This window comes from Dellaglioa carnosa, from assembly GCF_026948345.1.
In the GTDB taxonomy this organism is placed as follows: Bacteria; Bacillota; Bacilli; order Lactobacillales; family Lactobacillaceae; genus Dellaglioa; species Dellaglioa algida.
The window spans coordinates 123,721-146,574 of the sequence record NZ_JANXLI010000002.1 but is presented as its reverse complement, the minus strand read 5'-3'; the positions used below and the strand labels follow the sequence as shown (position 1 = coordinate 146,574).

The 22,854-nt window shown below is 35.9% G+C and carries 19 protein-coding genes; 4 read left to right on the top strand and 15 right to left on the bottom strand.

Features of this window, described 5'->3' with window-relative positions; translation table 11 throughout:
* Window positions 1-61: 61 nt before the first annotated feature.
* Together N0K80_RS03700 and N0K80_RS03695 are read right to left on the bottom strand one after the other, a co-directional pair.
* Window positions 62-1,222: a serine hydrolase domain-containing protein gene (locus N0K80_RS03700; protein WP_269023801.1), complete on the bottom strand. Its 1,161-nt coding sequence runs from the start codon at window positions 1,220-1,222 to the stop codon at window positions 62-64.
* A 178-nt stretch (window positions 1,223-1,400) separates the two neighbouring features.
* Window positions 1,401-2,336: an agmatine deiminase family protein gene (locus tag N0K80_RS03695; protein WP_269023800.1), complete on the bottom strand. Its 936-nt coding sequence runs from the start codon at window positions 2,334-2,336 to the stop codon at window positions 1,401-1,403.
* 393 nt (window positions 2,337-2,729) lie between these two features.
* On the opposite strand from N0K80_RS03695, the gene N0K80_RS03690 reads away from it, so the two are divergent.
* Complete coding sequence (locus N0K80_RS03690; protein ID WP_269023799.1) at window positions 2,730-3,401, top strand: YoaK family protein; 672 nt, start codon at window positions 2,730-2,732, stop codon at window positions 3,399-3,401.
* An 89-nt stretch (window positions 3,402-3,490) separates the two neighbouring features.
* Here the strand turns inward: N0K80_RS03690 and N0K80_RS03685 are convergent, their stop codons facing one another.
* The 3 genes from N0K80_RS03685 to N0K80_RS03675 all read right to left on the bottom strand — a co-directional run bounded on the left by N0K80_RS03685 (window position 3,491) and on the right by N0K80_RS03675 (window position 6,514).
* The gene (locus N0K80_RS03685; protein WP_269007960.1) at window positions 3,491-4,177 is read right to left on the bottom strand and encodes a 2,3-diphosphoglycerate-dependent phosphoglycerate mutase; all 687 of its coding nucleotides are present in this window, start codon (window positions 4,175-4,177) and stop codon (window positions 3,491-3,493) included.
* Between the two features lie 71 nt (window positions 4,178-4,248).
* On the bottom strand, window positions 4,249-5,454 hold the full coding sequence (locus tag N0K80_RS03680; RefSeq protein ID WP_269023798.1) for a MalY/PatB family protein: 1,206 nt from the start codon (window positions 5,452-5,454) through the stop codon (window positions 4,249-4,251).
* A complete protein-coding gene (locus tag N0K80_RS03675) occupies window positions 5,438-6,514 on the bottom strand; it encodes an AI-2E family transporter (protein WP_269023797.1) in 1,077 nt (358 codons plus the stop codon). Before N0K80_RS03675 ends, N0K80_RS03680 begins: the two co-directional genes overlap by 17 nt.
* Window positions 6,515-6,686: 172 nt before the next feature.
* On the opposite strand from N0K80_RS03675, the gene N0K80_RS03670 reads away from it, so the two are divergent.
* Together N0K80_RS03670 and N0K80_RS03665 are read left to right on the top strand one after the other, a co-directional pair.
* Window positions 6,687-7,409: a GntR family transcriptional regulator gene (locus N0K80_RS03670; RefSeq protein WP_269007957.1), complete on the top strand. Its 723-nt coding sequence runs from the start codon at window positions 6,687-6,689 to the stop codon at window positions 7,407-7,409.
* Between the two features lie 148 nt (window positions 7,410-7,557).
* Complete coding sequence (locus tag N0K80_RS03665; protein WP_269023796.1) at window positions 7,558-9,936, top strand: phosphoketolase family protein; 2,379 nt, start codon at window positions 7,558-7,560, stop codon at window positions 9,934-9,936.
* 102 nt (window positions 9,937-10,038) lie between these two features.
* Here the strand turns inward: N0K80_RS03665 and N0K80_RS03660 are convergent, their stop codons facing one another.
* The 8 genes from N0K80_RS03660 to N0K80_RS03625 all read right to left on the bottom strand — a co-directional run bounded on the left by N0K80_RS03660 (window position 10,039) and on the right by N0K80_RS03625 (window position 17,346).
* A complete protein-coding gene (locus N0K80_RS03660) occupies window positions 10,039-10,695 on the bottom strand; it encodes an ABC transporter ATP-binding protein (RefSeq protein ID WP_330166149.1) in 657 nt (218 codons plus the stop codon).
* Window positions 10,696-10,705: 10 nt separating this feature from the next.
* Window positions 10,706-11,767 (bottom strand): ABC transporter permease, encoded by a 1,062-nt coding sequence (locus N0K80_RS03655; RefSeq protein WP_269023794.1) that lies wholly within the window; start codon window positions 11,765-11,767, stop codon window positions 10,706-10,708.
* Window positions 11,768-11,858: 91 nt separating this feature from the next.
* Window positions 11,859-12,785: a hypothetical protein gene (locus N0K80_RS03650; protein WP_269023793.1), complete on the bottom strand. Its 927-nt coding sequence runs from the start codon at window positions 12,783-12,785 to the stop codon at window positions 11,859-11,861.
* Between the two features lie 126 nt (window positions 12,786-12,911).
* Complete coding sequence (locus N0K80_RS03645) at window positions 12,912-13,244, bottom strand: AzlD domain-containing protein (RefSeq protein ID WP_057974660.1); 333 nt, start codon at window positions 13,242-13,244, stop codon at window positions 12,912-12,914.
* A gap of 2 nt (window positions 13,245-13,246) precedes the next feature.
* A complete protein-coding gene (locus N0K80_RS03640; RefSeq protein WP_112251197.1) occupies window positions 13,247-14,026 on the bottom strand; it encodes an AzlC family ABC transporter permease in 780 nt (259 codons plus the stop codon).
* Window positions 14,027-14,121: 95 nt separating this feature from the next.
* Window positions 14,122-15,507 carry a TrkH family potassium uptake protein gene (locus tag N0K80_RS03635; protein ID WP_146343174.1) on the bottom strand — a complete coding sequence of 462 codons (1,386 nt, stop codon included), beginning with the start codon at window positions 15,505-15,507 and terminating at the stop codon, window positions 14,122-14,124.
* A 76-nt stretch (window positions 15,508-15,583) separates the two neighbouring features.
* Window positions 15,584-15,820: a hypothetical protein gene (locus tag N0K80_RS03630; RefSeq protein ID WP_057974657.1), complete on the bottom strand. Its 237-nt coding sequence runs from the start codon at window positions 15,818-15,820 to the stop codon at window positions 15,584-15,586.
* A gap of 119 nt (window positions 15,821-15,939) precedes the next feature.
* Window positions 15,940-17,346: a DHA2 family efflux MFS transporter permease subunit gene (locus tag N0K80_RS03625; RefSeq protein WP_269023792.1), complete on the bottom strand. Its 1,407-nt coding sequence runs from the start codon at window positions 17,344-17,346 to the stop codon at window positions 15,940-15,942.
* A gap of 169 nt (window positions 17,347-17,515) precedes the next feature.
* Here N0K80_RS03625 and N0K80_RS03620 point away from each other — a divergent pair, with 169 nt between their 5' ends.
* Window positions 17,516-18,121 carry a TetR/AcrR family transcriptional regulator gene (locus N0K80_RS03620; protein WP_269023791.1) on the top strand — a complete coding sequence of 202 codons (606 nt, stop codon included), beginning with the start codon at window positions 17,516-17,518 and terminating at the stop codon, window positions 18,119-18,121.
* A gap of 45 nt (window positions 18,122-18,166) precedes the next feature.
* Here the strand turns inward: N0K80_RS03620 and N0K80_RS03615 are convergent, their stop codons facing one another.
* Together N0K80_RS03615 and N0K80_RS03610 are read right to left on the bottom strand one after the other, a co-directional pair.
* Window positions 18,167-21,259 (bottom strand): YhgE/Pip domain-containing protein, encoded by a 3,093-nt coding sequence (locus N0K80_RS03615; protein ID WP_269023790.1) that lies wholly within the window; start codon window positions 21,257-21,259, stop codon window positions 18,167-18,169.
* A gap of 194 nt (window positions 21,260-21,453) precedes the next feature.
* Window positions 21,454-22,803 carry a serine hydrolase gene (locus tag N0K80_RS03610; protein WP_269023789.1) on the bottom strand — a complete coding sequence of 450 codons (1,350 nt, stop codon included), beginning with the start codon at window positions 22,801-22,803 and terminating at the stop codon, window positions 21,454-21,456.
* Between the last annotated feature and the right edge of the window lie 51 nt (window positions 22,804-22,854).

Here is a 22,854-nt window from a genome sequence, read left to right as displayed (position 1 = left end):
GTTTATGATTAAACAAAAAAAGACCGCCCAAAGGCAGTCGTTTTCAATATTATGCTATTGTCTAGTCTTGTTTAAACAAGGTTGGATAAATTTTAATCAGCGAGTTCATATTAGTGTATTTTTTTAACTTCATGTTCCCTTGAGAGACGATCCCACTTTTACCATCATAAGACATTAATACGGTAGGTTCAAATCCCCTTTCCATACCATGTGCCGTTACACGTGATTCATTATGATATAATCCACCACAGTAAGTCGTCTGCCCCTCCGGTCTATTTAGTTCTCTGACCATTGTCATTGGGATTATGTTTCCTTTTAAGTATTGGCTCAATACTTTAAAAAGATCTTTACTCGACATAAATAAATTTCCAGTTCCTTTTTCATAATTATACTGGCCCATCGTCATCTCAAATATTTCCTTATAGTTATCTTTAGTATTTGATTTGTAGCTAACCGCTCGTTCCTCATTATTAACAATATCTTGTTGGAAATCAGTATGTGTCAATCCTAACGGTTGTTTAATAATTTCTTTAAAATAGTCTTCATAAGATTTACCGGTCAACTTTTCAATCACAAAGGTTAGCAATAAGTAATTAACCGCCGAATATTTAAATTTTCCTACGTTGCCAACTTCCATATTATTAATTACATATTCATATAATTTTTGGCCACTCAGATTCTTCCCCTTGGGCGCCGATTGTGGAGCATATCCGGATACCATTTGAAGCATTGATCTTAAAGTTACATTTTTCGCATTTGGTACGTCAGGTAAGAAATTACTTAACGGTTCATCCAAGTTGTGTTTTGTCTGTAGTAATGCCTGTCCTAATAAGATAGTAGTCATCACTTTTTGAATGGAAGCAATACTATACATGGAATCCTTACCATTTAATATTTTTTTACTAGCATTGGCGTAACCCAAACCGGCGTCAGTAAATTCTTCATTATCTTTAACTCCGTAAAAAGATCCAACAAAATTAGTTTGTTTCATTTTTTTTTGAAAATCGATATTAAGAACTTGAAGGTTCTTATCTAATTTTTTTGATGTCTCATTTGCTTTTTTTACCGCGTTGATTTCAGTATTTGATTTTGCTATAACTGATTCTTTCCAAAGACTTTCTTTATTGAGCATCATTGGTCTATAGATAACTAAAAGCCCTATCCCCATAACAATCAGGCCTAAAATAACACCAGCCAGAAACACATTCATATTTTTTTTCATTTTAATTATAAATCCCTCTTCATTTAATAATAAAAACCTATTTTATTATTATACCGTAATTATTAAAAATTAATAGCCGCTTTTGGTAAGCTTTAAAAAAAATTATTTTTCTTTTAAAATATTATATTAACGTATTTTTTTAATTTCGACCAGAAAAATCATTTTATAAGTCTTCGCATTAATCCTTAATCGGTGGGTAATACCATGTCAAACAGTTCAATGCGCCTCCCATTGTTGAAATATCTCCAATTTCAACAGGAATAACTGGTTTATCTACGTTCTTACGAATAAATTCTAGCATTTCATGATCTTGTTTCATGTTAAATTGTGGCACATAGATTACTTTGTCCGTTTCCAACATATTAATATATAAGCCCTTAGCAGAGAATATATCTTTATCGTACTGCCCTTTTTCAGTATATGCCGATTTTAATTCAACGAATTCAGCATCTGGCATCCCTTTTAGAATTGCCTTTCGAACCTTAGTCTGAAATACCGTATCTTTTTGAAAATCACTGATAAACATCTTTTTAGGACTAATGAATTTAATCATACCATCGGCGTGCGCTAAAACATCTTCTTCCTCCGCAGGAATAATAATTACCGTTTTAACATCCAGTTGCTTTTTAAGTGCCTGAATAACTTCTTTTTCCGTTAATTGATCGTTGTCGTCAAAAACACGATCCGTCATTACAACAACGTCTTTTTTATTCCAAACTACATTTCCACCGTCCACAATTAATTTAGAAGATTCCGTCTTAATCTCATTTTGCTTCAAAAATCGATTGAAAGTCTTATCCAAATATTTCGCGTCTTTCTTTGGTAAATAAGCGGGTTGGTAGCGAAATTTAACCATTTTATTAGCCAATACTGGCGCCACATCGCGCAACCAAATATCATCATAGTCCGTATTAATTCTTTTTAAAACTTTCGAGTCCTTCGTTAAAGTTTCAACTGAATCTTGCCCTTCGGCTTGTTTCGCGAATTGATTACTAAACTGTATTAATTCTTGATATAACGGTTGATAATAATCATTCGACTTCAAAGGTAATGCTGTAAAAATGACCCCACCTTTATTCAGTTTTGTTTCTTGTTTGCCAACTGTAAACCACATTATTAATCCTCCTAGGATGAGCATAAAAGTTATTGCAATACTAATCCATATTCTTCGTCTTTTTTTCATAAGATTAGCTCTCCTCTTACTGTTTTTTACAGTGTATCACGCCTTTTCTTTATATAATTATAATAAATATATAAGTCCGCCACGCCTCATCTTTTTGCCCCTTGACATGCCTTTTTATAATAAATATATAATTATTATAAAAAAAAATATTGACCATATCTGTGCATGCTAAATAAACAAGACGACTTGATTCAATTTAGTAACAACTCGAATTTTCATCTTTACGTTTCTACTTGGCGGAACTTTGAAAGACCTTTTAGTCGCTTCTTTTTTTGGGAACGCCTATACTCAATTTATTGAATGAACACTGAAAGGAATTTAACGATGAAACAGATAACTCCAATACACGAAAAATTACTTTTTAGCAGTTTTTTAGCTGCCGCTGCTGGCGGATTCGATGCTTATACCTACCTAGTTCACGGTGAAGTTTTTGCCGGGCTGCAAACCGGGAATTTAATTTTACTTGGTACACACATTGGTCAGCTCAGTTTCTCCACCGCCTTACATTATTTAGTCCCCTTGTTATCCTTCATGCTAGGAACCATGTTGGCGCACTATCTTCAAATTAGGCTTCCTGAAAGTGATACCTTGGTACGACGCAAACAACTAATTATTACTTTTGAAATTATCTTGCTCTTATTAGTCGCTTTTATCTCACCTGTTATTCCTGACATGTTAGCAAGCGCCCTCGTCTCAATCGCGGCAGCGGCCCAACTTCAAGAATTCAGACGTCTAAACAATGGCCCATTCGCCTCACTTATGATGACCGGAAATATTAGAACCTTAGCTGAATCTCTCTTCGAAGGTCTTGTCCGACACGATACAGTCGCGACAACTAAAGCAGTTGAAATCGGTACGATTATTTCTAGTTTTACTATTGGTGCTGCTGTAACTGGCGCCATTGTTCCTTACCTTGCTGAAAAAACAATTGTTTTATCGTCAATCATTCTTTTAATGCCTCTTTTCTTGCTCACTTATTCGACCGAGAATAAATAAAATAAGAGTAACTATCAGGAAACCGATAGTTGCTCTTATTTTTTTTGACTAATTTTATTTCAACAGTATTACTTAACTTCTTTCCACAATTAAAGTTTGATTTTACTTACGATGTTTAATTTGTCATCAAGATCGTAAACAACTGGTTCGCCAGTTGCCATTTCAACACCCATGATATCTGCATCAGAAATGTTTTCAATGTATTTTGTAAGGGCACGTAATGAGTTACCATGTGCAGCAACGATTACATTTTTGCCTTCAAGTAATTTAGGAGCGATTTCGTCTTCCCAGAAAGGAATAACACGTTCCAAAGTAACTTTTAAGTTTTCGCCACCTGGGATAGCTTTAGGATCTAAATCAGCATAACGACGATCGTTAGCTGCTGAACCTTCATCAGATGCACTCAAAAGTGGAGGTAATGTATCGTATGAACGACGCCATACAAGAACTTGATCTTCACCGAATTGTGCTGCTGCTTCGGCTTTATTTTGGCCTTGTAAAGCACCATAATGACGTTCATTTAAGCGCCATGATTTGATTTCAGGAACCCATAATTGGTCTGAACCTTCAAGTGCGTAGTGTAACGTTTTGATAGCACGTGTTAAAACTGATGTGTAAGCTTGATCAAATTCGATTCCAGCTGCCTTAATCTTTTCACCAGCTGCTTGTGCTTCAGCAACGCCTTGTTCGCTCAAGTTAACATCTACCCAACCTGTGAAAAGGTTAGATAAGTTCCATTCACTTTGTCCGTGACGAATAAATACTAATTTTGCCATAAGATAAAATCCTCTTTTTCTATTTTTAGTTTACTGGTACATTTTACACTGAAATCGCCTAAATTAATAGTCTAATTTAAGTGATTCAGTTTGGCACCCTTGAGCCCTTTTAACAGCTGATCTACGGCGATTTGAACTGTCCCTAAATCCGTCGCTAAATTCATTCTAATAAACCCTGGAGTTTCTTCGCTAAACCACTGACCATAATCAACGGCCAAGCCACATTCTTTTTGCATAAATTCTTTCATTCTGTCCGCTCTGACATAAGCTGAAAGGTCTATCCACATCAGATAAGTCCCTTCTAATTCACTAATTTTAATCTCTGGAAATTTAGAAACTAACTGATGACTGACTTCTAAATAATTCGTTCTGACAATACTTAGAATTTCGTCCAACCAGATTGCGCCTGAAAGATAAGCAGCTTCGCCTGCAACTCGTCCCATTAAACTACCTTCTGGTTTGTTTAAATGTTTCACAAGTTTGTCATACTTGGCACGTAATTGAGAATTTGGAATAATGATATGTGAATTTTGTAATGCAGCTAAATTGAACGTCTTTGATGGTGCGTTAACGACAACCATATTATCTCGGTAACGACCATCATCTATTGATAGCGCCGATATAAAAGGTTTATTTCCAACAATTAAGTCCTGATGAATTTCGTCAGAAATAATCATGACATGATTCTCACGACATAGTTCAAGCAGTTGTGTTAACTCACTTTCCGTCCAGACGCGACCCACCGGATTATGTGGTGAACATTGAATCAGTAATTTAACATGGTTCTCTTTAATATCACGTTCAAGTGCTTCAAAATCCATTTCATATTGGTTATTTTCATGTTTTAAAGGTGTTCGAATCACACGTCGTTGATTGTCTTCAATCGCACTATAAAATGGATAATAAACGGGTGTTTGAACTAAAACGTTGTCACCTGGCTCCGTCATTAAATCGACTAGTTGATATAATGAATTGACGACTCCCGTTCCAAAGCGCATCCACTCCTTATGCATTTCAATGCCGTAACGAGTTTGTTGCCATTCAAAAAAAGCATCGTAATATGAATCAGGAATTGTTGAATAGCCGAAAACGCCATGTTGCACACGGGCAACTAAGGCATCCGTCACCGCTTTAGGTGATTTGAAATCCATATCCGCAACCCACAATGGTAATAACTGATCGTCACCATATTGTTCTTTTAAGTTATCCCACTTAACCGAGTTCGTATTTTTTCTGTTTACTCTAAATTCAGTTAAAAATTTATTTTTCTTTGCCATCAGTTTGCTTATTTCTCCTTAGTCTTTTGATTTTAACGCTTCGTCCTCTAGTTCCGGGGATCGACTTCACGCCTAAGATATCTAACAGGAAGGTAAAAATAGGAATTCCGACAATTAAGCCCCATGTCCCAAATAATTCTTCACCAACCAATAGGATTACAAATGTGAAAAAGATGGGTAATTCTGTCCGACTCGACATGAATTTAGGATTTAACACGTAAGCCTCGAGTAAATGAACTACCATAATCATAATTAAAATATAAATAACATCGCGAATACCACCGACAGAATACCCAACTAAACTTAACGGTATACATGAAATTAATACACCGGCAACAGGGATTAAACTCATCAAGAAAATTAAAATTCCTAAAGGTAATAGCTGCGGAATATTCATAAAGTATAAACTGGTAATCGTAATAATTGTGTTAACTGTTGCGATAAAAAATTGAGCTTCAATCACTACCCCGAAAGATTTCACAAACTTCTCACCAAAATAGTAAACATCTTGGAAAAACCAACCAAACTCACTTGATAAAAAGTTTTTTGAGAATTTTGCCATCTGATCTTTTTCAATCGTGTAGAAGAAACTTAATATTAACGACAACAAGAACGTTGCCGCCATAAATCCAATACTTGTTAAGTATTTAAAAACAAGCGTGAATCCACTTTTTAATTGCGGAATAATTTGAGACTTGCCAATAGAATTAACTAACCATTCCATCATAACGTTTGTTTCATCGCCCGGATTTTGATAAAAATTAATCACGTAATGAGTCATCGAGACTGTCTGCATGACTAAAATCGGTAAGTACTTAGTAATCGCCAAATACAATAATGCGAGAATTGCCAGGTACACGCCGATAACAATTAATTGGCTATTGATTGGCAAATGTCTCTGAATCATATTTATCAACCGAACCATTAAATATGTAAAAATAAACGTTAATAACACAATGCTAATAACATCTTTTGCAAGGAAGATAACCCCAATAATCGTACATAAAACAACGAATCTACGTAACTTAATATTTTCAATAAAACTTTGCCAGATTTCCAATAGACACACTCCTTTAATCACAATCTTCATTGTACAAAAAAATCACTGAAATGTCTGTACTTCTTACTTTTTAATTACACATCATCAATCCATTTCAGAAAATGTCGACTTGTTGAATATTAAAACTTATGTTTAACTATGATTATTAACGCTACGAAAGGAGTCCCATTTTATGGCCGAATTAATTTATAAACAACTGATTAGTAAACTAAAAAAAAGAATCACTGCGAATGAATTCCCCGACATGAAACTTCCCGACGAACGTAGTCTAAGTGAAACTTACGAGATTAGTCGTAGTTCAGTAAAACGGGCCTTGGGTCAGATGGCCAGTGATGGCATTATTTTTAAAAAACGAGGATCTGGTACATTTATTAATCCACTGTATTTAAAAAATAAAACGGTTTTCAATTATGCGGGAACTAACCTGGGTGTCACAGATGGTTTTGAAATGAACGGAAAAAGTCCTAAAGTTAAGGTGTTAAGTTTTGAAGTAATTGCCCCATCAGAAGACTTACAACGAAACCTTTTCTTAAATGCAGATGACTTTGTTTACAAAATTGTTCGTCTTCGTTTATTTGAAAAAACACCATTCATGATTGAGACAGGATATATTCCCATCAAAATTGTTCCCAATTTATCACGTGTTATCGTTAGGGGATCCATTTTTAATTATTTAGAAGATGCTCAAAATCAGTCAGTTACCAAATCATCTATTTCAATTTATGCTGAACCTTCTACCGAAAACGATCAAACCCTTCTAGATTTAAAACCAACAGAACCAGTCAGCATTATGGATGGTATTTTTTTCTTAGATGATGGTACACCATTTGAATATTCAAGCATGAGATTCCATTATAAATTCTCTAAATTCAATACTTTTATGTCCGTTAAATAACCCATTTAACGGCTTTTTATTTGTTTATTTTCAAAATTGGTACGTTCCAATAAACTAAATGATTGACTTCTGTTTGATGTTTGTTATTATGGTCATATAGTAAGCGTTATTAATTTAACAAATAAAACCTTTAGGAGAGTGTATAACTATGACAGAAACTGATTTTTCATCTAAATCATATTTAGATAAAGTTGATGCTTGGTGGCGTGCAGCAAACTACCTTTCAGTTGGTCAACTTTATTTAAAACAAAATCCATTGTTACAAACTGATGTCGTACCTGAAGACATCAAAGTTAACCCTATCGGCCATTGGGGAACAATCTCAGGCCAAAACTTTATTTACGCTCATTTAAACCGTGCAATTAACAAGTACGACTTAAACATGTTCTATATTGAAGGACCTGGTCATGGTGGCCAAGTAATGGTTTCTAACGCTTACCTTGATGGTAGTTATACAGAAATCTATCCTAAAATCACTCAAGACCTAACTGGTATGCAAAGATTGTTCAAACAATTTTCATTCCCAGGTGGTGTTGCTTCTCATGCTGCTCCTGAAACACCAGGATCAATTCATGAAGGTGGCGAATTAGGTTATTCATTATCTCATGCTGCTGGTGCTATTCTTGATAACCCTGACGTCATTGCTGCTACAGTAATTGGTGATGGTGAATCAGAAACTGGCCCATTAGCAACAAGTTGGTTCTCAAATGTCTTCATTAACCCAGTTAATGATGGTGCCGTATTACCAATTCTTGATATGAATGGTTTCAAAATCTCAAATCCTACAATTTTATCACGTAAATCTGATGCAGATTTAACGAAATACTTTGAAGGTATGGGTTGGGATCCAATTTTCGTTGAAGGAACTGATCCTGAGATCATCCATCCTGATATGGCTAAAAAAATGGATCTTGCTATCGAAAAAATTAAAGCTATCCAAACTGAAGCTCGCAAACACCCAGCTGAAGAAGCAACAATGCCTAAATGGCCTGTTATGATTGTTCGTACACCTAAAGGCTGGACTGGTCCAGCACAATGGGATAACGAACCAATCGAAGCTTCATTCCGTGCTCACCAAGTGCCAATTCCTGTAACACAACGTCACATGGAACATATTGACTCACTTGTTGATTGGATGAAATCATACCGTCCAGAAGAATTATTTACAAAAGATGGTCAATTAATTCCTGAATTAAAAGAAATGGCACCTAAAGGCAACCAACGTATGGCAATGAACCCTATTACTAACGGTGGAATTAATCCTCAAAAATTAGTTATGCCTGATTGGAAGAAAAATGCTGTTGATACGTCAACTCCAGGTGCTGTTACAGCACAAGATATGATTGTTTTCGGTGATTTTGCTCGTGATATTATCGAAGAAAATCCTAAAAACTTCCGTATCTTTGGACCAGATGAAACTAAATCAAACCGTTTGAATGCCGTCTTTGAAGCAACTAACCGTCAATGGTTAGAACCAATCAAAAAAGGTAACGATGAATGGCAAAGTCCTGTAGGCCGTGTTCTTGATTCTCAATTATCAGAACATCAAGCTGAAGGTTGGATGGAAGGTTATGTCTTAACTGGACGTCATGGTTTCTTCGCTAGTTACGAATCATTCTTACGCGTTGTTGATTCAATGTTGACACAACATTTCAAATGGTTACGTAAAGCCAAAGAACAATCATGGCGCAACCATTACCCATCATTGAATGTTATTGCAACATCAACTGTATTCCAACAAGATCATAACGGTTATACTCATCAAGATCCAGGTATCCTTGGTCATTTAGCTGATAAGAAACCTGAATTCATCCGTGAATATACACCAGCTGATGCTAACAGTTTATTAGCTGTTATGAATACAACTCTTCAAAGCGAAGAATTGATTAACTTGGTTGTTTCAAGTAAACATCCACGTCCTCAATTCTACTCAGCTGATGAAGCTCAAGAACTTGTTGAAAACGGTTTGAAAGTCATTGATTGGGCAAGTACTGCTAAAGGCGATGATGTTGATATCGTTATTGCTGCTGCTGGTACAGAACCTAACTTAGAATCTTTAGCTGCTGTTGATCTTTTAAACGCAGCCTTCCCAGAATTAAAGATTCGTTTCATCAACGTTGTAGATATCTTGAAATTACGTCATCCTAAGATTGACCCTCGTGGTTTCTCTGATGAAGAATTCGATAACTACTTTACAACTGACAAACCAGTCGTATTCGCATTCCATGGTTTCGAAGCTATGGTTCGTGACATCTTCTATGATCGTCACAACCACAACATCGCAATTCATGGTTACCGTGAAAATGGTGATATTACTACACCATTCGATATGCGTGTATTGAACCAAATGGATCGTTTCAACCTTGCTAAAGATGCTGTCTTACAAGCCGGCCATTTAGGCGCTATGGGTGATGCATTTGTTAAAGAAATGGATGCTAAGATTGCAGAACATGAAGCTTACATTCGCGAACATGGTGATGATCTTCCAGAAGTTAACAACTGGAAATGGACATCATTAAGATCATAAACTATTAAATTAAGGAGAGACGCAACTGCGTCTCTTTTTTTGTTCCAAATTAAAAGACAGAATTCTTTTTTATAAGAATTCTGTCTTTTAATTTATCTATTATTATTCTTCCGTCAATTGCCCATCCCGCATAAAGAATGTTTTATCTGTATAAGCTAATACATCCTCATCGTGCGAAACCATAATAATCGTTTGGCCTGTTTTCTTCGTAATATCTGCCAATTGTTTAGCAACTTGTTTCGCTCTTTTACTGTCTAGACTTGCCGTTGGTTCATCTGCAAAGACTATTTCCGGCTGACTAAACAACGCTCTAGCGATTGCAACACGTTGTCTTTGTCCACCTGAAAGACTAGCTGGGTATTGATTTCTTTGATCCCATACGCCCAATTCACGTAGCATTACTTCGGGATTATTATTCCCTTTTTTACTACGCATTTTACTTACCAACTCAAACTGTTCTAAAACCGTTAGGAAAGGAACTAAATTTGAGCCTTGTAAAATAAAGCCAAATTCATTAAATCTTAAGTGCGTGCGTTCTTTTTCACTTAATTTACCAATTTCTAAATCTTTAAAATAAACTTCACCGTCGGTTAGACCTTGAAGCCCACCCATAATTGTTAACAATGTTGTCTTCCCGGAGCCTGAAGGACCAGTTAACCCAATAAACATCCCAGGTTCAACAACTAAATTAATATCTTTGAGCGCTAACTTGGCACTATCACCTTTTCCAAACATCTTGGATACATTCAATAATCGCATTAAGCTCAATTTAGACACCCCCAATTGCATCAAGTGGATCAACACGTAATATTTTAGAAATTGAAAATAGTGATCCCAGAATAATCATTAGCAATAAAACAAGTGAGAATCCAGAAACTAAGAGCGCGTTATTTAAAAATGGTACGGCAGCTGGCAGCGTTATTGCTGTTGCCACATCCGCAATAATTCCAAGCCCAATTCCTGCTACCCCTAACAATGATGATTCCCAGATTAAACTTTTAACTAAGGTTCCACCAGAAATCCCTTGTGCTCGTAAAACACCATAAACAGCTGTTTTCTCAATAGTTAAAATATACATAAATATACCGACGATAAACGCAATAATAACAAATAACGCCCCAATCATTAATGCAAATGTTTTTACCTCTGGAGCGTATCCCGGTATATTGTTAATTAATTCATTCGTTGTTAACGTTGTAAATTGTGTTTCTTTTTTAATACCTGCCGAATTTTTTAAAACGACCGCATTTATTTTTTTATTTGAACTACCTGGTCCATACCTTAATGTCTGATAATCAGCCAATCGCAAATAAACAACAGGCGATGTCGTATACTTGTTCCCGGTAGTTAATCCAACGACCGTATAAACTTCATCCACATTATTAATTTTTATTTTTTGACCTAGTTTAGTTGCTTCCAATCCATTATCAACAACAACTTCGTTAGCCTTTTGTGGCATACGTCCTTGAATTAACTTTGGTTTTAAGAACTTATTAAATTCAATACCAAAAACACTGATATTTGCTTTTTTTTCATTCTTACGACTAGCAACACCCATCATTTGACCTAAGTAAGCATAATCAGCACTTGATCCTGAAATTTCAGGCAATGCGCTACTTTGAATTTCCGAAGACGATAAGTTATCATTCGCATATTGGCTAATGACAACATTGTCTGCATGCCAATTATCAATTGACGAGCGATTATTATTCGCAAGTCCAAATGCTAAACCTGTTAAAAAAAAGATGAGATATGATACTAGAAAGATCGTGAAAATAATAAGTCCGTATCGAAACTTATTATGTTTTATTTCTTTAATAGCTAAATACATAACCTATTCCCCCAGTTTTTACTATGTTGTATATACTTAAGAAAAAGAACACAACCCCAATAAAATCAAGGATCGTGCTCTTAAAAGTATTTTATTTGTAATCGCGTGCTGCAATAGCCTTAACAGTTGTTTTTTCTTTAATAGACTGTTTAATAATTTTAGCAACATCCGAATCGCTAAACGCTCTAGGATTTACCCCAGCAGATTTAATTGCATCACGTGCCTCGCTTATACGAGCTGCAGTAATTTTATCACTACTTGCATCAACATAATCTGATGAATTTGTCGTGTACTCATTTGATCCCGAATACTTCGCCGCATCATCCTTTTCTTCTGATGTTAATTCCGCTGACGATGAACCAGAATCAGTATTAGGTTTCGAAGTAGTACTACTGCTACTTGATGATAAAGATGATGAGCTCGAACTCGTTGAACTACTTGTTGGGTATCCGATAGCTGCTAATTTCTTATCATTGCTCTTTTGTAAATCAATTGCTTCTTTCTTAACATCTGAATAATAATTTTTATCAATATCACTATCTTTTAAAATTTTATCTAATTCAGTATTCGATGCCGTGTAACTATTTTTTGCGGTTAAATCTTTTGCAGTATTATAACTTGCTGTAAATGATTCACGTTTTTTAATAACTGTTGCCAACTCTTTTTCTAAATTTGTTGCACGTTTTTTAATAACCGTTGATGCGTCACGATCTGCCAAAACGATACTTATTGCATCTTTTGCCTTATCATACTGGCGTGCTTCGACCTTATCAAGAACGGTCCTATAGTGCGTTACTTGTGTCTTATAAGCCTGTGCAGTAGCGTCATTTGATTTTTTTTGTAAAGCAACGTCGAAGTGCTTTTCAGCGCTAGCATACTCTGCATCCTTGATTGCGGCTTTACCGTCCTTCATTGCCGTATCATAACTCTTTCCAGTTTCCGCGTGTTTTGTTAACCCATAACCACCAAACATACCTACAATGATGATTACTACTATTCCCCATACCCATTTTTTCATTCTAACTACACCTCTTAATTATCATATTTATACTAACGCCATTATATCACGGAATATTGCTCAATCGCTAATCAAAAATAAGAATTCGGCTTCCCAATGAAACCGAATTCTTATTTTAATTTATATTTACAAAACAAGTGACAATAACATAATAGCACAGAGTCCAAGAACAACTGATAGACCCATTGACCGCGTACGGTAAGCAATCGCAAAGACGATTACTGCTGCTATTAACTTCGTTACGTTATCTACACCAACAAACTGAAATCTTGAATTAATAAAAAGATCTTTAAAAACTAATGCTGAAAATAAAGAAACGGGCACATACTTCATCCATTCATTAAACCATTCCGGAATTTCACGAGATGCAAAAATTCGTAATGGAATGAATCGAGGTAAATATGCAACAAACGCAGATAAAATAATTAATAAAAAATGATCCATTGTTGTCATTTCCATAGTTAACTTTCCTCAGAAACTTTAGATTTTCTACTGATCGTATGTCGACTTGCTCTTGGTTTAATCGTATTCAATAACTTGCTACGTTTACCTTTTTTAACGACTTCGTGTTCTATCAAGAAGCCAACAAAAGAGGCTAACAACGTTGCCACTACTAATCCCATCGTACTTTGAAATAACGTCATAAATACAATTGCCAATATTCCTGACAAGACGCTAATTAGAATTGTTAAGTAATTTTTGAGTTGCATGACAATCATATAAATAAATAATGATGTTAACGCAAATTCAACAATACTTAAATTAATTTTTAATCCGGCACCAATAAGACTACCCACAACGTTACTCATTGTCCAAAATAATAATGAGTAATGTTCAACCATCAAGGCATCTTTTGGTTTCCATTCTTTATCTGTCGCAAACTTTAAGTAATTAACTGCATAATTTTCATCGTTCAGTGATGCCGCAAATATGTATAGGAATTTACGACTAGTTCCTCGAATGTATTGCGATAAACTAGCACCTAATAAGGCGTAACGCAATTCAAGGAAGAATAACATGGTAACAATCGAAAGAATCGGCGAATGAATTGTCAGCATTGATGCAATCAAAAACTGTGCACCACCTGAGAAAACAAGCACGGAAACTAATCCTGCTAATATCGTATTGAAGCCTGCCGCATGGAGTAAAATCCCACATGCGAGTCCAATTGGGATGTAACTCAGACAAAGTGGCAGCGCAATTTTTAGGACTGTGAGCCAGCGTTTTTCCGTTTCTTTCACGATAATCCTCCAGTAATATAAAATGGTTTTGCGGTATAAATTATAGCATACATCTGTTTTTTAATACTCTTTATTTAATAACTTTAATCAAAAAGTCATCCAATAATGATTTGTTCTGACGGAAAACGGTATTTTTCATCCCGATCTTTTTTCGAAACAAAGAATATCAACATGTATAACATCCCTACACGTCCAACAAACATCAAGATAATAATAACCATTTTACCAATGACACTAAGCGAACTAGTAATGCCCGTTGATAATCCCGTTGTCCCAAAGGCGGAGGTTACCTCCACAATCAATGAAATGAGTGATTGGTTTTCCGTAATACTTAAAATGAAAACCGCAATCAGACACATCAAGATGGACAAATTAACAACGACAATTGATTTTTGAATATCATTTTCGTGAATTCTTCGGTTGAAGACATTCACGTTCTTATGCCCTCGGATAAATGAGAGTAGATATAGCCCTAAAATACCAATCGTCGTCGTTCGGACACCACCACCAACAGAACTCGGACTGGCACCAATAAACATTAAAATAGAGAAAATAAGTAATGTTGTTGTATTAAAATCGCCAATTTGATTTATCTGTAATCCCGCATTTCGCGTTGTCACACTATAAAACATGGCCGTGATTGTTTTCTCAATAACCGTTTTATTTGCAAAATAGCCATTATTCTCAGATAAAAATATCAGAATAGTTCCAATAAAAAAGAACCCAATCGCGAAGCTACCCGCCAGTTTTGCAAACAGTGAAAATCTAAATTTCTGATTACCCGGCCTAAACCAAGTCATTTTAATCCACGCTAATACTTCAATGATAACTGGGAACCCAAGACCACCTATAAAAATTAAAATCATAATTAAAAATAAAAAAAAGTAATCTTTTGAATACGGAATAATGGATTGACCAGTAATATCAAAACCCGCATTTGTCAGTGCTGAGATTGAAATATAAAAGCCATCAAAAATTGATTTAGCTAGATGTTCAAATCCATCACGTGCATACAGGTAACATGAAAAAATTACGCCAAATACGGCTTGAATTGCCAACATAATACCAAAGATTGTGTAAACCAAACGAACATTTCCGCTTAAACGTGGTTGGTTCATATCGGTCTGAATCAGTCGGCGCTGCTGTAATCCAATTCGACGTCCAGCAATTACCAAGATAAATGTCGATAACATGGTGATCCCAAAACCACCTATTTGAAATAATATTTCGAGTAAAACAATACCATTTTGATTATAGACTTGCTCTAACGGAAATGTCGTCAATCCAGTAACGCTAACGGTTGAAACAGCCATAAAGATCGTATCAATAAACGAGATATTCACACCCGGTTGTTTAAAAAATGGGATACATAACAAGAGACTAGTAACCACAATTAATGACAAATAATAAAACACGACAATTTGTACGGGGGAAGCCAATAAATTGGCTTTATCGAGATATTTTTGAATCCACCTATTCATCTTGTCATCCCCCTTTTTTAGTTTAATTTAAAAAAAGAGGTTAGCGCTAAGTACGCACGCTAACCTCTCATTCTAATTATTTAATTAATTCTAATCCTGCGTAACTAATGACAACTTTTTGTTTTAATTCTTCAGCCGTTTCATTCTTAATAAATTCCTTATCGAATTTAATAATAGCCGAATTTTTTAGTTGTTTTTCAACGACCCCAGTAAAGAATTCGTTGTTAGTTTCAAAACTAACGCGCGTATCAGCTGGGAACGGAATCCCTTTTTCGTTGACTTCAAGATTTTTTTCATCAAAATGACTTAACATAATTTGGCCTCCTATTGTTTTAAATATTAATAAATACAGTATACCGCTTTTCAATGATGATTACGACCCATTAGTGCTAACCAAATATAACTCATCTACAGTTCTTTTATCCCGCCAGTTTATCTTTTACGACTCAACATCATAGCTGGAATGATAAGGCTGACAACGAATATTGCCGACCACATAAATCCATAATGATAAGCCTGAGCCAGCTGTGTAACATTTACAACATGATGCGTCGTTGTATAGGTTGTGACAGCCGTCGCTAAAACGGCTGTTGCAAACCCAGCACCAATTTGTTGAAATAAATTAGAGCTAAGTGAGGCTGCTGCTGAATCTACTTTATCTAATCCAACATAAGCATCCGCTTGCGTCGCAGATTTTACCGCTGAACCACCAACCCCTCGTATGAACATGACAATTGCAATTAATAAATAATGACTTGATGCATCAAAGTAACTAAATGGAATTGTCCCAACGAGCGTTACGCCAATTCCAATAATAGTAACCCAACGAGCGCCCAAAGAATCAATTAAATTACCAATTGCGGTTCGCGAAACGAGCATCCCAATTGATTGTGGAATCAAAGATACCGCCGCAACAATTGCACTTTCACCTCGAATATCTTGAAAGAAAAGAGGTAAAAGTAACATTGGTCCAGAGGTCACAAATCCCGATAAAAAGATTCCTAACATGGATCCAGAAAAATGACGTTGTTTAAATAAATGTAAAGGCATCACGACCCTCTTACTATTCAATAATGCGTACCCTACATAGATCATAGCTAGAAAGATTCCGGCACCAACATACGATAATGTCGCCGTATTGTTAAACGTTCCTTTAGTGCTGGCTTGCACAACACCATAGATACTTGTCGTAGAAATGGCAATTAGTAGTGTAACGCCAAAATAATCAAATTTTACAGACTTATTTTTTGGTGCAACCTGTGGCACTTTAAGTATCAGTAATATAATTGCTATAATAACGACCGGTACATTGATAAAGAAAATCCAGCGCCATGAGAGATACTGAACTAATAGTCCGCCAATTATTGGACCAACCATTGGACCAAGGGTCATTGGAAGGCCAATAACAGCCATCATTCGTCCCATTCTGTCACCACCAACGGAATCGACAAGCAAGGTGAACATCACTGGCATTAATAGTCCGCCGGCAAATCCTTGGATTAATCGAAAGATAATTAAAACGTTAATATTCCAAGAAATACCCGCCAATAAAGATGCCACTCCAAAAGCGAATTCCGCCCACAGATAAACAGATTTACCGGAAAACCTCATTACTAACCAACTTGAAAATGGTACGGCAGCACCCATGGCCAGTATAAATCCGGTAACCGTCCATTGAACAATTGATAAACTTACATGAAAATCAATACTTAACTGATTAACCGCAATATTAACCATAGTGGAATCTAACATTGGTGCCATAATACCAAGTACCATAATCCACGCAATAATAACCAAGTTATGCGGAATCGGTTCAAGTTTCAAATTTTTATTCTTCATATTTAATAAGTCTCCTAATAATTATATTTAAGGTACGAGTTGTATCTTAAATATAATATACGTCAACGTAAACTCAAAGTCAATTTTTAATTACACGTTGTATTTATTTTAATAACATTATGTAACTATGTTATACTTAACGTATCTAAAATGAAGGGATTTAAAGATAATGACGGATAAAAAAAGAGCACCCCGAAAGACAAAAAAAGCATTAACTAAAGATATCTTTCAATCAGCCATCAACATTTTAAATAAAGAAGGCTATGAAAATGTCACTTTTTCAAATGTTGCTCGACTGGCGGGCACGGGGCGTCCCGTCCTTTATCGCCGTTGGAAAACGCCATTTGATTTACTTCTAGATGCCGTTGATTACTTCTCAGAAGATGAGATTTCTGATTATTCAATTATTGATTTTTCGGATAAAACATTACGTGATAATTTAATTTCAGTACTTAGTCATTTCAATGCATCACCTCAGTTCATGCGTGCCTTCTTATTCGAACTTGGTCAAGACACGCCGTCCGTTCAAAAATATTCAAATCGAATGCGTCAACAAAACTTATCATTAATGGATCAATTATTGTCACAAGCCCAGCTCTCTGGCGAGCTTCAATACACCGTCACTGAGGATATTAAGCTTTTACCTTTTAATTTATTACAGTATCAGGCAATGATGACACCCAATGATATGACACCGCAATTCGTTAATGATTTTGCAGTTCGGATTGTTGATCGGATTGTTTTACCAGCCATCTTAGCCCAACAACAAAAATAAGGTCGCCCAGAATAAATTCTGAGCGACCTTATTTTAATTTAATGATTATTTTTCTAAATCTTGTAATTTTTGGTTATCATCTAATTGTGATTTACCAGCAAGTCCGATATTTTGAAGAACTTGCATAGCAACCCATAATAGAACAAGTGAGACGATAGCGAAGATTGCTAGAACAAGAACACTCATTCCAACTTGTCCACTAACCATTCCAGATGTTAATGATTGACGGAACCCTAAAGTAGAGTAAGTCATTGGTAAGAATGGATGGATAGCGTTGAAGAAGCTATTTGTAACTTCCATTGGGAAGGTACCACCCGCGCCACCTAATTGTAACATCAGAAGAACCATGGCCACAAAACGACCAGGATTATCGAATGCCATAGCAAGCGCCATGACGAGGTACATCGATGTTAACGAGAACGTAGTTGCAATTAAGTAAGTTTGAGCAACATGGTCTGCTTGTAATCCGAACATAAGCATTCCTGTCACTTCAACGACTGCCATACCAATAGCAACGACAGTTCCGATAGCAACTTTACTCCAGAACCAAGCTGTTGCTGATTGACCTTCCATTGAGACTTTACGGATTGGGAATGCAAAGTTAAAGACGATTGCGCCAACGTACAATGCAAGTGAAAGTACGTATGGTGCTAAAGCATGACCGTAATTAGGTACATAACTGTAATCTTTATGTTTCAATTCTGAAGGTGCAGCGAACATTTGAGCTGTTTTATTAGTTGCTTTAATGCCGTTAACAGTATCTGATCCTGTTTTAAGACCAGTAGCTAACGTTTTTGTGCCATCTTTAAGTGTTTTAGAACCGTCGCTCAATTTAGCTGAGTTATCATCTAATTTTTGAGTTCCTGCTGCCAATTGATCAACACCTGATACAAGTGCTGGCACTTGGTTATTCAAGGTTACTAACCCATTTGATAACGTATTTGAACCTGTAGATAATTGACCGATACCCGATGTCAATGCTGGTACTGATCCATCTAATGTTGATAAACCTGTACTTAATTGACCTGAGCCTGATACAAGTGCGCCACTATTTGCTGCTAATTGTGATGATCCTGCAGCCAATTGACTAACACCTGATGTCAATGTTGGTACTGATCCATTTAATGTTGATAGACCTGTACTTAATTGACCCGCACCGGCTACAAGTTCGTTATTTTTAGCCGTTAATTGTTTAGATCCAGCATTAGCAGCTGAAGCACCGGCCGTATATTGTTGTAATCCTGAAACTAATCCAGGATTTTCAACAGTTCCATTCCCTTTTAACCCAGATTGAATTTGACTTAATCCAGAATTTAATAACTCTGTTGCTTGGATGGCACCCATGGTAGATGGCGTATCTCCTTGCTGTGTTAATCCGGTTTGAACTTTTGTTAATCCGGCAATTAATTGATCAATTGTTGTTTTAGCAGAACCTGGTACTGGCGCTAACTGTGGTAAAACTTCTTTTAATCCTTGTAATTTTTCTAATAACGGTTTAACAAGACTTAATTCATCGCTAATATTTTTTAATTGAGTCCCATTACTTTCTAATGGATCCGACATAGCGGTCAAATCCTTACTGATTTCTTTAGCGTTATCCCCTGATGCCTTTAAACTTTCCCCCGCGTTTCCCAGGTTACTTCCTAAACCGCCAACTGACTTAGCTATATTACTTGCTAACTCTGGATTTGACTTTGCCAGATTGGCAAAATCGGAAGAACCTAAAAATTTAGCTAAAACAGCCATATTTCCTTTGGCATCTGATAGTTGCTCAGCAACGCTGGCACTATTAGCTGAATTATATAAGTTCTCATTTAGACTTCCTAACTGAACTCCTGCCTCCTTAGCGGAAGATCCGACAGTTTCGGTATTACGTCGAATTGTCGTTAAACTTTCAGTAAGTCCCTTCACATTAACGGTAGTGCCTAAACCCTTAGTTAATTCTGTAATTAAAGAATCCAATCCCGTAAGCCCAGCTTTTAAATCTGTAACATTAGGTTTTGATGGATCAGTTAATTCTGCTATTTGACCACTTAGTTCATCAGCAGATTTTTTTAAACTATCATGTAGACCTTGGTTTCCCGCTTGAACTTGTGAAACCCCACCTTCTAATTGTTTTGTTCCAGAATTTAAATCATTAGATTTTGAAGTTAATTTTTGTAACCCAGCATTTAGATTTGAAACTCCGTTAGTGTATCCTTTCACACCAGTAACTAAACCAGTTGAACCGGTATCTAACTTCTTAACTCCTGAAGCCAATGCACCAGTGCTACCGTTTAACGTTTGCAAGCCTGTATTTACTGTTCCTACACCATCAGTGTACGTTACAACACCGCTTGCCAACGTTGATGAGCCAGAATCTAACTTCGATACACCTGAAGCTAAAGCGCCCGTACTGTTATCTAATTTCGATAATCCGGCACTTAATGAGCCAGCACCCGTAGTTAATTGTTGTACGCCGTTCTTCAATGGTACAACGCTAGTTGATAACGTTTGAACACCGTTGTTAACCGTGCCAACACCTGTAATGTAACTATTTAATCCATCATTTAACGTAATCGTACCATCAGATAGTTTTTTAGAACCAGTAGCGGCTGTTTTAAAGCCTTTACCGATTGTTTTAACTTGTCCAAAGATAGCTGTAGCGTATGATTCCGTAACTGATTCACGAATTTGGCTATTTAATTGTTTCGCAGCTGCTTCACTGATAACTTCACCAATGTAGTTACGTGATGCATTGGTGTCATATGTGATTTGCATTTTCTTAGGATTTGTATCCAACAATGTTGCTGCGTTAGAAGAGAAGTTCTCAGGTAACGTAATTGTTGTGTAGTACTTGTTGTCTTTCATCCCTTGTTTTGCTTGTTCTTCAGAAACAAACATCCACTTTAATTGATGATTACTCTTCAACTCTTTTACAAGTTGATCACCAACATCTAAAGTTTCACCATTATATTTAACGGATTTATCGTTATTAACGACTGCTACTGGTAATTCACTTGTCTTACCATATGGATCCCAAACTGATTTCAAGAAGAAAGCAGCGTATAGAATCGGAATGAGCATCATAACGATTGTTGAAATAAGAATTAGTCTATTCTTACCAACAAATTTAAATTCATTCTTGATCATTTTCATTGAAATTGGTGCCCCCTAAAATTAATTATGTCTACTATAAAGTTTTATCGATAGGTTATAATATACATCAAATGTCCACGAAGGACAAATTTTTTTTACTATTTATTTTTTTTTTAAGATTTTCTTAATTTTACATAACTTATTAACTCATAAAGACAAAAAAATCATCTTGTGATATAGATGATTTTTATTGCTTAAAATAAGTTTTTAAAGAAATTAGCAACCGCGCGCCACATGATAACAAAGATGTTTGCTTTTTCAATTGCCTTCTCATTTGTTCCGGTAACAGAAAGTGCTTTTGCCCCATCAACATAAGTTAATGCACCATCTTTGCCAGTTAACTTAAGCGTCCCAATATCACTATTAGCTTTAATGGGTGCTTCTAATCCAGTCTTTTTAACTAATGATGTGTTTTTCGCTACCGTAGCCGAAACAACACTCTTAACTGTTTCGCCCTTTTTCAACCAAACTTTTTGGTCAGATTTAAGTGCCACTTTTGTTGTTAATTCTTTACCATGGAAGACAGGTAAACTATCTGCATTTTTAAATGTCGTACCCGCTTTGATTGTTTTAACATCAAATGAATCAAAGACATATGACATGATTTTTTGCGTATCAGTAAAGCGACTCACATCTGTTTCACTCTTATGTGATGAACCTAAAACAACCGTAATAATACGATGTCCATCTTTTTTAACGGTTCCCGTAAAACATTCGCCAGCCTTATCAGATGTTCCTGTCTTCAAACCATCAACAGGTAATTCAGTATAAGCTTTAGCCAATCCTGGTAACATCCAGTTCCAGTTTTCCATTAGCGTTTCGTCGGACGTTCCTTTATCAAAAGCTTGGCGTTTGATACTTGTTGTTTTCAATACTTCTGGATATTTTTTAAGTAAGTTTTTAGCAATAAGTCCCATATCTTTAGCCGTTAATTCATTTTCATCGGCCGCAGATGATCCAGGGTAGCGATCTGCATCACTAATATCACTATTCGTTAATCCAGAGACATTATCAATTTTAGCATCATTAATGCCCCATGATTTAACTTTTGCGCGCATTAAAGTCACAAAATCTTTTTGTGATCCCGAAACTTGGTGAGCAAGTGCCATAATGGCACCATTAGCTGAATAAATTAAACTAGCGTCATACAATTCTTTAACTGTATATTTTTTCGTTTTACTCAATGGTACATTTGACAATGACGTGTCTTGACTGATTTTATAAGAATCATCATCAACAGTCACCTTTTGGTCCCAAGTTAATTTACCACTTTTAATTTGATCCAAAATAACATCGATTGAAATTAATTTTGTCATCGATGCAATTGGTAGAACGGCATCGGCGTTTTTTTCGTAAATAACCTGACCAGTGTCCGCATCAATTGCTAAAGCAGCTTTAGCAGTTAAATTAATTGCGCTTGAACTTGTTGTAGCAGCCGATACAGGTTTAACATCGTGAAGCGTCATTGCTGAAAGCCCAGTAAATAATGCTGCCCCTGAAATAAGTCCAACTACAAATTTCTTTGTGCGTTTTAAAAATATCATATTCTCTTTACCCTCTTAACTTCTCTTATTCATTTAAGAATACCCAATAAT